The 12448-nt window shown below is 57.8% G+C and carries 11 protein-coding genes, 1 pseudogene and 1 riboswitch; of the genes and pseudogenes, 8 read left to right on the top strand and 4 right to left on the bottom strand.

Features of this window, described 5'->3' with window-relative positions; translation table 11 throughout:
• Positions 1-9: 9 nt before the first annotated feature.
• Positions 10-813, bottom strand: a complete 804-nt coding sequence (gene thiM / locus MHFGQ_RS02875; RefSeq protein WP_106004478.1) for a hydroxyethylthiazole kinase — start codon at positions 811-813, stop codon at positions 10-12.
• Positions 814-928: 115 nt separating this feature from the next.
• Between thiM and MHFGQ_RS13910 the strand changes: the two are divergent.
• The 3 genes and pseudogenes from MHFGQ_RS13910 to holA form a co-directional block, all read left to right on the top strand.
• Positions 929-3208 (top strand): annotated as a pseudogene (locus MHFGQ_RS13910) (DNA internalization-related competence protein ComEC/Rec2); the annotation flags it as partial.
• Positions 3209-3412: 204 nt separating this feature from the next.
• A riboswitch (TPP riboswitch) is annotated at positions 3413-3518 on the top strand.
• Between the two features lie 56 nt (positions 3519-3574).
• Positions 3575-4873 (top strand): phosphomethylpyrimidine synthase ThiC, encoded by a 1299-nt coding sequence (gene thiC / locus MHFGQ_RS02890; protein ID WP_106004477.1) that lies wholly within the window; start codon positions 3575-3577, stop codon positions 4871-4873.
• A 39-nt stretch (positions 4874-4912) separates the two neighbouring features.
• The gene (gene holA / locus MHFGQ_RS02895) at positions 4913-5902 is read left to right on the top strand and encodes a DNA polymerase III subunit delta (protein WP_106004476.1); all 990 of its coding nucleotides are present in this window, start codon (positions 4913-4915) and stop codon (positions 5900-5902) included.
• A gap of 14 nt (positions 5903-5916) precedes the next feature.
• Here holA and MHFGQ_RS02900 read toward each other — a convergent pair whose 3' ends face one another.
• The 3 genes from MHFGQ_RS02900 to spoIIP form a co-directional block, all read right to left on the bottom strand.
• Positions 5917-6114, bottom strand: a complete 198-nt coding sequence (locus MHFGQ_RS02900) for a hypothetical protein (protein WP_106004475.1) — start codon at positions 6112-6114, stop codon at positions 5917-5919.
• A gap of 128 nt (positions 6115-6242) precedes the next feature.
• On the bottom strand, positions 6243-6512 hold the full coding sequence (gene rpsT / locus MHFGQ_RS02905) for a 30S ribosomal protein S20 (RefSeq protein ID WP_106004474.1): 270 nt from the start codon (positions 6510-6512) through the stop codon (positions 6243-6245).
• A gap of 52 nt (positions 6513-6564) precedes the next feature.
• A complete protein-coding gene (spoIIP, locus tag MHFGQ_RS02910; RefSeq protein ID WP_106004473.1) occupies positions 6565-7611 on the bottom strand; it encodes a stage II sporulation protein P in 1047 nt (348 codons plus the stop codon).
• A gap of 70 nt (positions 7612-7681) precedes the next feature.
• On the opposite strand from spoIIP, the gene larB reads away from it, so the two are divergent.
• From larB to MHFGQ_RS02935, 5 genes are all read left to right on the top strand, one after another.
• Positions 7682-8437 (top strand): nickel pincer cofactor biosynthesis protein LarB, encoded by a 756-nt coding sequence (gene larB, locus MHFGQ_RS02915; RefSeq protein ID WP_106004472.1) that lies wholly within the window; start codon positions 7682-7684, stop codon positions 8435-8437.
• Positions 8438-8488: 51 nt separating this feature from the next.
• On the top strand, positions 8489-8827 hold the full coding sequence (locus MHFGQ_RS02920; RefSeq protein ID WP_106004471.1) for a phage holin family protein: 339 nt from the start codon (positions 8489-8491) through the stop codon (positions 8825-8827).
• Between the two features lie 111 nt (positions 8828-8938).
• Positions 8939-10744 (top strand): translation elongation factor 4, encoded by a 1806-nt coding sequence (gene lepA / locus MHFGQ_RS02925; protein WP_277996998.1) that lies wholly within the window; start codon positions 8939-8941, stop codon positions 10742-10744.
• Between the two features lie 234 nt (positions 10745-10978).
• On the top strand, positions 10979-12088 hold the full coding sequence (gene hemW, locus MHFGQ_RS02930; protein WP_245907775.1) for a radical SAM family heme chaperone HemW: 1110 nt from the start codon (positions 10979-10981) through the stop codon (positions 12086-12088).
• A 48-nt stretch (positions 12089-12136) separates the two neighbouring features.
• Entirely contained in the window at positions 12137-12427 is a 291-nt protein-coding gene (locus tag MHFGQ_RS02935; protein ID WP_211292833.1) for a DmsC/YnfH family molybdoenzyme membrane anchor subunit, read from the top strand.
• Positions 12428-12448 lie beyond the last annotated feature (21 nt).

Raw genomic sequence — 12448 nt, forward strand, 5'->3', positions numbered from 1 at the left:
ATTACTAGTTTACAAGGCGCGTATTTTTACTCCCCGGGCGAGTTCTTCGCCGGCTAAATTATAAAGCGTATCCAGGAGGGCTACCTGGAAACTGGCCGGCCCCTGGCTGGCTGCCGCCGCAGATTCTGCCGCCAGCCCATAATAGGCGAGGGCCGCAGCACTGGCTGTTACGCCGTCTTCCTCCACGGCCCGGAAAGCGGCGATTATCGCGGTGGCAGAACAGCCGGTTCCGGTAACGAGGGTCAGCAGGGGGTGCCCATTGTCTACTGCCAGCAGGCGTTCCCCGTCACTAATGTAATCAGTAGCTCCCGTAACCGCTACCACAGTATTTAAATCCCTGGCTACTTGCTTGACCATTTCTGCCACCTGGGCAGGAGCCCCCGCGGCATCTACTCCTTTTGTCTGCCCGCCAAAACCACCTATGATGGCTATTTCCGACGCATTACCGCGGAGGATATCGACATGCAGTTCCTTGATAATTTTTTGCGCCGTCCGGGTGCGGAAAGGCGTAGCCCCGGCTCCTACAGGATCAAAAACTACAGGGATGCCGGCTTTATTGGCTGCTTTACCTGCCAAGAGCATTGCTTCAACTACATCTTCCGTCAAGGTTCCCATATTCAGTACTACCGCCTGGGCCAAGCGGGCCATATCAGCCACTTCTTCCGCGGCGTAGGCCATGACCGGCGAGGCGCCGACGGCCAGGGTGACATTGGCCGTCAAATTGGTTACTACCAGGTTGGTTATGTGGTGAACTAAAGGTCTTTGCTCCCTTATCCTCCGGCGTAGAGATACTACCTGTTCGCCCCAGTCCATATTCTCCTTCCTTTCATATTTTTGAGCCCGTTTTACTTCAGTATACCATAATTTTTAATCTCCAGAACTCGATATGCCAGCAGGAATTTAGCGGCTGCCCGCAGAAATCTGCCTTATGCTGGAAAGGCCTTTGGTGTGGACGGCCATTGCGTATATAGTTGGCCTGCTTTTGACTCCGCAAATAAAAGCGGCGCCGGCCTGGGCCCTTGCCCTGGCCGTTAGTCCCTTGCTGCCGGTTTTATTTATCCGGAGGCCGCAGCGTCGTCAATGGCGGTACGCGTTTTTTCTGGCCGGATTTATGGCCCTGGGTGTCGTTGTTGGCACCTGGGATGACAGCCATCGCCAGAGCCAGCTTGTGGGCGAGCGGGATACATTTTTAGATCTTACCGGTGTAGTGACGGGGGAACCGCGGGTTTACGCCAACCGCGTCGAGTATACCCTTGAAGCCCGGGAGATAAGGCAGGGCGGGTACCACAAAAGGGTAAGGGAGAAAGTTCAGGTTGTACTTTATAAAACTGCCGGAGAAGGGGCCATTGCCCTTTATCGCTACGGCGACGTCCTCAAAGTCCACGGTCGGCTGGAGGCCCCGCGGACGGCCCGCAATCCCGGTGAGCTGGACTACCGCGCCTACCTGGAGCGTCAGTATATTTATAACCGTATGGTAATAAACGACCGGCAGGCCATAACAAAGGTGGGTACCGATCCGGGCAATCCCCTGGTTCGCCTGGCCTTTTTTTGCAAAGCCAGGGTGAAGGAAACCATCGCCGCGGCCGTGCCGCCGCGCCAGGCAGGAATCCTGGCGGCCCTTTTATTTGGTGACGTTAATGAATTAACGCAGGCCGACGCCGACACCTTTAAAAACCTGGGCGTATTTCATTTCTTCGCCGTCAGCGGTTCCAATACGGCCGTGGTTTTGCTGATCGTCATGGCCGTCGCCGGCCTTTTAGGATTGGGACGTAAGGCGGCCGTAGCCTTAAGCCTTGCCGGGCTCCTTTTTTACGCCGCCGCAACCAACTTTACTCCTTCGGTCCTCAGGGCCGGCCTCATGGCCGCTTTGGGGTTGATGGCCTACCTGCGGCGGGAGAACCGGGACTTCTATACCGCCCTGGCCCTGGCGGCCCTGATAATCCTCTTCTTTCGCCCGCGTTACCTCTACGACGGCGGCTTTCAGCTTTCCTTTGCCGCCGCCTGGGGAATTGTTTATCTATATCCCCTGCTGGACGCCCTTTTGACCCGGCTTCCGTCCTGGCGGGTCTACCTGATAGTTCCCCTGGCGGCCCAGGTGGCCACGATGCCTTTGGTGGCCTACTATTTTAATTTTATATCCCTTTTAAGCCTGCCGGCCAACCTGTTAACTGCCTTTGTGGTGGGAGGCATTGTCGCCGTGGGGCTGGCTGCCGCCGTCCTGGCCGTAGTCGCTCCTGCGGCCGGCGGCGCTGTATTCGCCGCCCTGGGCGCGGTGGTAACTATGCTTCTAGCCTTTTTGGAAATCCTGGCCGGTATGCCGGGAATTATTATCCCTGTGGCCGCGCCCTCCTCTGAAGTGGTGGCAGGTTATTATCTCGTCTTAATCCTTTTGCGGGAAATATGGCTGCGCCGCTATGAACCCCGCTGGCAGGCTTTGTGGCAGTGGCACCGCCGCGAGCTGGGCCTGCTGGCTCTCCTTACCCTGGCCACCCTCCTAATTTTTCTTTATCCTCCGGGCCGGCAGGAGGAACTCAAGGTAACCTTTATCGACGTTGGCCAGGGAGACGCCATTTACATGGCCACTCCCTCCGGTCGGCACCTCCTTATCGACGGCGGCGGGCGTCCCTACGATCAGGAAAATTTCGACGTGGGGGAAAGGGTGGTGGTGCCCTTCCTCCGTCGCCAGGGGGTGCGGCATCTGGACGTGGTTATCAGCACCCATCCCGATGCCGATCATATGGGAGGCCTCTTTTCCGTAGTCCGCGAGATGCCCGTGTCCCTTGTGGTCGTGCCGCCCTTACGCGGAACCATGCTGGAAGAGTACCGCCCCTTCCTGGCCGAACTTCAGGCCCGGGGTATACCCTGGCAGGAAGCAGGTCGCGGCGACGCCCTGGCCTTGGATCCGGCCATCAATATCCAGATCCTGCACCCCGGCCGGGAAATCAACGGCAGCGAATCTTTCGGCAACAATAACTCCCTGGTGCTCAAGGTAATTTACCGTCAGTTTAGCCTGCTCCTTTCTGCCGATATCGAGGCCGAAGCCATGGCTGATCTGGTAAAAGGCGGGGTGGATGTAAGCTGTACCGTTTTTAAAGTGCCCCATCACGGCAGCCGCTACGGCCTGGAACCGGACTTTTTACAAAGGGTGGCACCCCGGGCGGTGGTGATCTCCGTTGGGGACAGGAACAATTTCGGCCACCCGGCGCCGGAAATATTGGATTTCTGGCGGCGGCGCGGTGTTCCCGTTTACCGTACCGACAGGCAGGGAGCCGTTACAGTCAGAAGCGACGGGGTACGCTGGTGGGTAAACACCGTCATCCCCGGGGACGATCTGGTCGTAAAAAAGAACCGCGGCGCCTGGGAGGAAATAGGATACTTGAGGCGAATACATATAAGGACGGCGAAAAGTGCATATCAACCCCGGGGGTGCCCGCGAGGGCTGAGAGGTGCAAGGAATGCACTAACCCTTGGAACCTGATCTGGGTTATACCAGCGTAGGGAAGTGGGGTCGAAGATTTGTCGAAAACACCTGCTTGCCGCAGGTGTTTTTTACTAAAGAAGGAGGTAAAAAGAAATGACCCAAATAGAGGCGGCCCGGGTGGGGCAGGTTACACGGGCCATGGAAAAGGTAGCGGCCAAGGAAGGCATCAGGGTAGAAGACCTGATGGCGGAGGTTGCGGCGGGTCGGGTTGTGATCCCGGCCAACAAGAATCACGTGAATCTTGAACCCTGTGGTATAGGCAAGGGCCTCAGGACCAAGGTCAACGCCAATTTGGGCACTTCTACGACCTACCCAAATATCGAACCGGAGCTGGAAAAGCTAAAAGAAGCCCTGGACGCCGGCGCCGACGCCGTTATGGATTTGAGCACCGGCGGCGATATCAATGAATGCCGGCGGCAGATTATTGCCCATTCCCCTGTGGCCGTAGGCACGGTGCCCATTTATCAGGCTACCGTAGAAGCCCAGGAAAAGTACGGCGCCCTGGTGGAAATGACCGCCGACGACCTTTTTAAAGTTATTGAAAGACAGGCCGAAGACGGCGTGGACTTCATCACCGTCCACTGCGGCGTCACTCTGGAAGTGGTAGATCGCCTGCGGCGGGAGGGACGGCTTACCGACATTGTCAGCCGCGGCGGTTCGTTCATGACGGGATGGATGCTGCACCACGAACAGGAAAATCCCCTGTACGCCCAGTTCGACCGTCTGCTGGAGATTGCGCGCCGTTACGACGTTACTTTGAGCCTGGGCGACGGTCTCCGCCCCGGTTGCCTGGCGGATGCCACCGACAGGGCCCAGATCCAGGAGCTGATTATCCTCGGCGAGCTGGTAGATCGGGCCCGCGAGGCCGGGGTGCAGGCCATGGTCGAAGGCCCGGGGCACGTGCCCTTAAACCAGGTCCAGGCCAACATTCTTTTAGAGAAACGCCTGTGCCATGAAGCCCCCTTCTACGTACTGGGGCCCCTGGTCACCGATGTGGCCCCCGGCTACGATCACATCACGGCGGCCATCGGTGGCGCCCTGGCGGCGGCGGCGGGGGCGGATTTCATCTGTTATGTCACTCCGGCCGAACACCTCGGCCTTCCTACCCTGGCCGATGTCCGCGAAGGGGTCATAGCGGCCCGCATTGCCGGCCATGCCGCCGACCTGGTCAAAGGAATTCCCGGGGCCTGGGAATGGGATCGGGAAATGGCTCGCGCCCGCAAGGCCCTCGATTGGGAACGGCAGCTCCAACTAGCCATTGACCCGAAAAAAGCGCGGCAGTACCGCCATAACCGGAACGAAACCACCGCCGTCACCTGTTCCATGTGTGGCGATTTCTGCGCTATGCGCCTGGTAGGCGAGTATCTGGGCAAGCCCATGGAAAAATGCTAAAATGTAGAGGGTAAGTAACGGAGCCGGGAGGCCTTGCCCTTGAACTGGCGGGAATTAAATGAAGAACTGGCGGAAGGCAAGATAGCACCGGTCTATCTCTTTTACGGCACCGAAGGTTATCTTTTGGAACGGGCCCTTGAGAAACTGAAGGAAAAACTGGTCGCGCCGGGAGCGGAAGCCTTCGACTGCTGCGAATTAGATGGACGGGAAACGACGGCCGCGGCCGTTGTTCTTGAGGCCGCCACCCCGCCGGCCCTGGCAGCATGGCGGCTGGTGGTGGTTAAAGAGCCGGGGGCGGAAATTTTGCAGGGAGAAGAACTCCACGCTTACCTCGCGGACCCCTTTCCTTCGACCTGCCTGGTGCTGGTGGCCGGCGGCGACGTCGATAAACGCCTGAAGGGAATAAAATTAATAGAACGGGCGGGCCGGGTGGTTGAATTCGCCCCTTTAAAAACAAGGGAACTGGAAAAATGGCTGCAGCAGGAAGCCGCCGCGGCAGGTTATAGTTTATTGCCGGCGGCGGCGCAAATCCTGGCCCAGGCGGCCGGTGGCGAACTGCGCCCGGCGCGAAATGAATTGTTCAAGGTAATGACCTATATGGGCAGGCCGGGTGCTATAACCCCGGACGCCGTTCTTAAACTCCTGCCGGCGGCGGCCGCCCAGGCCACCGTTTTTCAACTGGTAGACGCCCTGGGCAACCGTAATGCTCCTCAAGCCGTAGCCCTTTTACGCCGCCTCTTGGACAGAGGGGAACAGCCCTTGGGCGTCCTGTCCATGCTGGCCCGTCAGCTGCGTCTAATTTATCAATACCATCTGGCTGCGGATCAAAGGGAGTTTGCCGCCAAGTCGGGCCTCAGGCCTTTTGTGGTCCAAAAAATTGCCGTCCAGGCCGGAAATTTCAGCCTGGAAGGCACCGGTCGGGCTTTAAATGAATTATTAAAAGCCGACGTCGCCATTAAAAGCGGGCGTGGTACGGCCGGGTCGGTGCTGGAAAGGGCCATCTGGGCGATTATTAAAGGGGAGCCATAGGCTCCCCTTTTAATTTACTCTTCAGCACCGGGCCGTTTTTGTTCCTTGCCCTTGGCCGCTCCAACGGTACCCTTGGCGGTACCGGGTGTTTTAGTAGCGGGAGTGGCTATTTCAGCACCGAATTCATAGGCGCCTTCGCGGGCACTTCCGGCGGCATAGCCCTTTTGGGCGGTGCCTTTTTGCTCCTTATTGGCACCGGGTTTTTCCGGCATAATTTAATTCCCCCCCTTCATATCGCGCCTGCTTTTATTATGGCATGGCGCCGGGGGGAAAATACTGCGGTAAAAATTGAAAACCCCCAGTATAAGCGGGGGTTGTAGTGCTCAGATTAATGTAGAGATTATGCAGAGGCCGAAGTTTTGTTGAACAGGCGCTGCAGCCGCGATTTTTTGCGCGCCGCGGTGTTGGGGTGAATAACGCCTTTGGTCACGGCTTTGTCGAGGGTGCGAATGGCCTGGCGCAGTTTTTCGGCGGTAGAAGCGTCCCCCTGTTCCAGGGCGAGGCGGAATTTTTTAATGGCCGTTTTTACCCGGGATTTGATGGCCTTATTGCGCTCGGTTCGCTTGCGGGTCAGTTCCACTCGTTTTATGGCCGATTTTATATTGGGCATCCCAGCTCACCTCCCGCCTTATTTTATCATGGCCACCATTTAAAAGCAACATTTAACCAGTCTGGGCCGGGTTTTCCCGCCGCAGTTCCTCAATAATTACGGCCAGCACCCGGGCGACCAGGCGGGCGGCGCGCTCGGCTTCTTCCAGGGTATTGTTATCACTGCCCATCTCCAAAAGGAGGGCACGGGGGTGGAGGTGCTGGTTATAACGCCCCTCTTGAACCCTTACCCCTAGGCATAAACCGGGATAGAGCTCATCCATTTTTTGGGCCAGCCTCCGGGCGAAGGCTTCATTCTGGCGCCAGTTGGGATGTTCCAGACGGGCGCTGCTGCCGACGATTATCAGCACCTGGGCCACCCTCTGGTTTTGAATCTCCGCCACCGGGGGCGCCGGCAGGCCCGCGTTCCTGTGGATGTCCAGGGCTACCAGAACGGATGGATTTTCCGCCAGCATTTTCTTCAGGGTTTTTTCCGAGTTGGTATATGCCCTGGTAAAGTCGGGATAGTCATGGATTGTAGTCGAACGCACTACGGGGATACCGTAATCTTTGCTTAAAGTTTCGGCCAGGACCGCCGCCACCTGGCTGACACCGCCGTTTTTACCGGGAAATTTGGCCTGTCCCTCGCTGGGCTGGTAGGATTCCGCATTATGGGTGTTGTATATAGCAACCAGGGGGTGGCCGTCGGCGGGGGGTATTATTTCTTCCGGCGGCGGGGGGAGACTTTCTCCGGGCAGCGGCTGGGGCACCGGTTCTTCTTCACCGGTTAAAGGCTGCGCCGTCAGCTTTTCGGGCGCAACTACCAGGGGTGAGGCCAGGACCTGGACGGCCGCCGCCAGGGCACCGGCGGCCCTATCATCATTATCTTCGTCATCTAACAGTAGGGGAGGGAGGCCTTCTTTTAAAACACTTTTCAGCAGGGGCAAGGGGAATAAGGACGCTCCTGAATTAAAGTCGTCAGCCCGTCGGCCCCTTTCTTTATTAAACAAATGCCAGGTGCCGCCGGTCAGGGAAAGGAATAGGAGCAGGGTTATAAATATTTTTATCATGCGGTTGAATAGTGCTCTAGCGTGCCAGCGGGTAACGACGTGGATGCGCACATTAACGCCTCCCTGCTGTTAGCCATTTTATTCCTCGGAAGGATAAATTAGACCAAAAGGGAGGACGGCGATGATGGAAAATAAGCTAAAGGAGCTCCTGGAAGCCTATAAAGCCGGCAGGGTCGAACTGGAAGCCGTCATGGAACGTCTAAAAACTTTTAGGGAAGAAGACCTGGGCTTTGCCAAGGTGGACCACCACCGGGTTTTACGTAACGGGTTTCCGGAAGTCATTTTCGGCCAGGGGAAAACCAAGGAACAAGTAGCGGCCATTGCCTCCCGCCTGGCTGCCGCCGGTTCTACGGTTCTGGTAACCCGTACCAACAGGGAGGTTTACCAGGAAGTGTCCGCTATCTTGCCGGCAGCCGAGTTTAACGAGCTGGCCCGGACTATTGTCGTTTCTGCCGGAGAAATCCCTCCTACCGGTGGGAAGGTGGCGGTGTTGAGCGCCGGTACGGCCGACCTGCCCGTGGCGGAAGAAGCGGCGGTCACTGCGGCGGTAATGGGCAACGAGGTAGAAAGGATTTACGACGTGGGCGTGGCCGGCATCCACCGCCTTTTGGGGCGGGTGGAGCTGGTACGCCGGGCCGACGTCGTTATCGTCGTGGCGGGCATGGAAGGGGCTTTGGCCAGCGTCGTCGCCGGGTTGGTGGACCGCCCCGTCATTGCCGTGCCCACAAGTATCGGCTACGGCGCCAGCTTCGGCGGCCTGGCCGCCCTCCTTACCATGCTCAACAGCTGTGCCGCCGGCATCGGCGTGGTTAACATCGACAACGGATTCGGGGCCGCCGCCTTGGCCACAACCATTACCCGCCTGAAAAAAGTATAATTTACCTCCTTCCTGGGCAATGCTATAGGCGAGCCCGAAGGAGGTGAAAAAATGGGCAACTGGGTAGGCACCATAGTACGTTTCATTGTTTCGGCGCTGGTGCTGATGCTGGTGGGCTTCATTCTTCCCGGCATTAGAGTGGCAGGCTTTACCGGCGCCCTGATCGCAGCCGTAGTTATCGCCCTGCTGGGCTGGCTGGCCGAAGCCGTTCTCGGCAAGCGCATTTCTCCCCATGGTCGCGGCATTGTCGGTTTTATCGTCGCGGCAATCGTCATCTATCTTGCTCAATTTATCGTTCCCGCCTACTTAAGCGTGAACATCGTCGGCGCCCTGCTGGCGGCCCTGGTAATCGGGGTAATCGATGCCTTTGTTCCGACGGAATTGCGTTAGCCAGCCGACCGGTGCGGCGGGCCGGGCTTTTAGCCCGGCCCGCTTTCTGTTATAATAGAGCCGGTTTCCCATGAGTTTTTGCCGGGAAAAGTGCGGGGGAGGAAGTGTTTGGTGACGGAACTGAAGCATATCCGCAATTTCTGTATAATAGCCCATATCGACCACGGCAAATCAACCCTGGCCGACCGCCTCCTGGAATACACCGGAGCCGTCAGCAAGCGGGAGATGGTGGAACAGTTTCTGGACACCATGGAACTGGAAAGGGAACGGGGCATCACCATCAAGCTGCAGGCGGTCCGCCTGAATTATAGAAGCCGTGACGGTCAGGAGTACGTCTTAAATTTAATCGACACCCCCGGCCATGTGGACTTTACCTATGAAGTTTCCAGGAGTTTGGCGGCCTGCGAAGGGGCACTGCTAGTGGTGGACGCGGCCCAGGGCATTGAGGCCCAGACCCTGGCCAACGTGTACCTGGCTTTAGAAAACAACCTGGAAATAATCCCCGTGATCAATAAAATCGATCTGCCCAACGCCGAGCCGGAACGGGTGCGGCGGGAGATAGAGGAAGTCATCGGCCTGGATGCCAGCGAGGCCATTTTGGCTTCGGCCAAAACCGGAGTGGGGACGGAAGAAATCCTGGAGGCCATCGTCCGACGCATTCCTCCTCCCAGGGGCGACCGGGAAGCCCCGTTAAGGGCTTTGATCTTTGATTCCATCTTCGACAGCTACCGGGGCGCCATTCCCTACATCCGGGTGGTGGAGGGCCAGGTTAAAAAGGGCGATCGCATTCGTTTCATGGCCACCGGGGCCGAATTTGAAGTGAACGAGGTGGGCGTTTTCACCCCGGCGCCGCGGCCGGTGGAAGTCTTATCAGCAGGAGAAGTAGGTTTCCTAGCTGCCAGCATTAAAAACGTCAAGGATACCCGGGTGGGCGATACCATCACCAGTGCCGACAGGCCGGCGGGGGAACCCTTGCCCGGCTATCGCCGGGTCATGCCCATGGTCTATTGCGGTTTGTTCCCGGTAGATTCGGAACAATACGACGACCTGCGGGACGCCCTGGAAAAACTGCAGTTAAACGACGCCGCCCTCGTCTTTGAGCCGGAGACGTCGGTGGCCCTGGGCTTTGGTTTTCGCTGCGGCTTCCTAGGGCTTTTGCACATGGAAATAATCCAGGAACGTCTGGAGAGGGAGTACGGGCTGGAACTCATCACTACCGCACCCAGTGTGGTGTATCGGGTGGTCCGCACCGACGGGCGGGTAGAAATGGTGGACAATCCCACCGCTTTACCCGCGCCTAATTTTATCGAACACATTGAAGAGCCCTACGTCGAGGCCACCATCATGACGCCCAAAGAATACGTCGGTCCCGTTATGGAACTCTGCCAGGAAAAGCGCGGCTCCTTCCTTACAATGGATTACCTCTCGGAAAAAAGGGTGGCCTTGAAATACGATCTGCCCCTGGCGGAAATTATTTATGACTTTTTCGATCAGCTAAAAAGCCGCACCCGGGGATATGCTTCCCTGGATTATGAAATCAAAGGCTACCGGCCGTCGGAGCTGGTAAAGATGGATATTCTTATTAACAATGAAGTGGTGGACGCCCTGTCGATAATCACCCACCGCGACCAGGCTTACCACCGCGGCCGGGCCCTGGTGGAGCGCCTGCGGCAGCTCATACCGCGGCAGCTCTTCGACGTGCCCATCCAGGCGGCCATCGGCAGCCGGGTCATCGCCCGGGAAACCATTCCGGCTCTGCGCAAAAACGTCCTGGCCAAATGCTACGGCGGCGACGTGACCCGGAAACGCAAACTCCTCGAAAAACAGAAGGAAGGCAAAAAGCGCATGAAACAGGTGGGAACGGTGGAAATCCCCCAGGAGGCCTTCATGGCCGTGCTGAAGGTAGGGAAATCGTAGGATATGGAAGCTGGGTTTGTTTTCGCTCGCTCCATGGCCCTTGCGGAGTGGCCTATGGCTCAGCCTCAGGTTCGGGCGGGGTTCCCGGCCTATTCGGCATCCTTGCCTCAAAGGCCGGCCTCGGACATCCTGTCCTCGGCCCCGCCCTCACTCTTCGGCTTCACCAAGGCCACTTCACCGCTCGGGCCAAATCGCTCGCTCCAAACAAAAGCCAGCTATGCCCTATATCTCCATATTCCTTTCTGCCTTCGCAAATGCCACTACTGCGACTTCGTGTCCTATCCCGGTCGTTCCCCGCAGGAGATGGCCGGTTACTGCCGCGACCTGGAGGATGAAATGGCCCTGGTCGTCGAAGAATGGCGGCCCGGTCCGGCCGCAACAATTTATGTCGGCGGCGGCACCCCGACCCTGCTCCCGGCTCCCCAACTGGAACGCCTCTTTAAGGCGGTGGAGCACTTTTTCGGCGTGGAGCCCGGGGCGGAGATCACCGTAGAAGCCAATCCCGGCACCGTGGACGGGAGGAAGCTTAAGATTCTTAAGGCAGCCGGGGTTAACCGCCTCTCCCTGGGGGTCCAGTCCCTCGACGACGGTTTACTGGCGGCAATGGGTCGCATCCACCGGCGCCGGGACGTCTATGGGGCCTTTCAAGAGGCGCGTCGGGCGGGGTTTGATAATATCAACGTCGACCTCATCTACGGCCTGCCGGGCCAGACTCTGAAAGCCTGGAAGGCAACCCTCAAAGAAATAGTAAGCCTTGAACCGGAACACGTCTCCTGCTACTGTCTCCAATTGGAAGAAGATACCCCCTGGGGACGGCAGGCGGAGGCCGGAGTTCTATCTTTACCTGGAGAAGAACTGGAGCTGGCCATGTACCGGGAGGCCCGGGAGTTCCTCGCCGTCGCCGGTTACGAACACTACGAAATTTCCAACTTTGCCCGGCCGGGTTACCGGTGCCATCATAACATTGCCTACTGGTTAAATATGCCCTACCTCGGCCTGGGAGCGGCGGCGGCTTCCCACTGGGGAGGACGGCGCTGGCAGAACTGCCGTGATCTAGCGGCATATCACCATGCCCTTGCCGGCGGCAGGCTCCCACGGGAGGAAATGGAAATACTGACGCCCCGTCAGATGATGGCCGAGACCATGTTTATGGGCCTGCGCTTAATTGAGGGCGTAGATTTAGAGGACTTCTGGCGACGTTTCGGCGTCGACGCCAGGGAAGTTTATGGCCGCGAACTGGAAGGGCTCTATCGGGCGGGATTGCTTGAAGAAAGGGAAGGTCGTCTGAAACTTACAGAAAAGGGTTTACCCTTGGCCAATGAGGTCTTCATACGATTTATATAGTTATTTATACCGTTGGTAAACAATGCCTACCGGATAATGGCGGCTGGCATGCTCATCTCCCTGGGCCACCTGGGCAGTCCCCTGGGGGCGCCGCGGGCGATACTAAACCTCAAAAGTTCCTGGCTGAGCCGGGAAATCTTCTTTGCCGCCTGGTTTTTCGTACTATGGGCGCTAAACTACGTACTCGAGACGCGGAGCCAGGCAAGTGACGGGATAAAGGCGACGACCGGGTGGCTGGCGAGCCTCTGCGGGGTGGTGGCGCCCGGATCCTTATTAATGGCGGGTAAAGGTTTTTGTTTTTACAATTTATGGAACGAAGGCTGCCGTACTTTCCCTTGACAAAACGCCGGGCCGGTGGTA

The sequence above is a fragment of the Moorella humiferrea genome (genome assembly GCF_039233145.1).
GTDB lineage: Bacteria > Bacillota > DSM-521 > Neomoorellales > Neomoorellaceae > Neomoorella > Neomoorella humiferrea.

What these genes read in the sequence shown, in the direction of transcription:
- thiM (WP_106004478.1), bottom strand. Translation starts at nt 813, where the DNA reads ATGGACTGGGGCGAACAGGTAGTATCTCTACGCCGGAGGATAAGGGAG.
- thiC (WP_106004477.1), top strand. Translation starts at nt 3,575, where the DNA reads ATGACCCAAATAGAGGCGGCCCGGGTGGGGCAGGTTACACGGGCCATG.
- MHFGQ_RS02900 (WP_106004475.1), bottom strand. Translation starts at nt 6,114, where the DNA reads ATGCCGGAAAAACCCGGTGCCAATAAGGAGCAAAAAGGCACCGCCCAA.
- rpsT (WP_106004474.1), bottom strand. Translation starts at nt 6,512, where the DNA reads ATGCCCAATATAAAATCGGCCATAAAACGAGTGGAACTGACCCGCAAG.
- larB (WP_106004472.1), top strand. Translation starts at nt 7,682, where the DNA reads ATGATGGAAAATAAGCTAAAGGAGCTCCTGGAAGCCTATAAAGCCGGC.
- MHFGQ_RS02920 (WP_106004471.1), top strand. Translation starts at nt 8,489, where the DNA reads ATGGGCAACTGGGTAGGCACCATAGTACGTTTCATTGTTTCGGCGCTG.
- MHFGQ_RS02935 (WP_211292833.1), top strand. Translation starts at nt 12,137, where the DNA reads ATGCTCATCTCCCTGGGCCACCTGGGCAGTCCCCTGGGGGCGCCGCGG.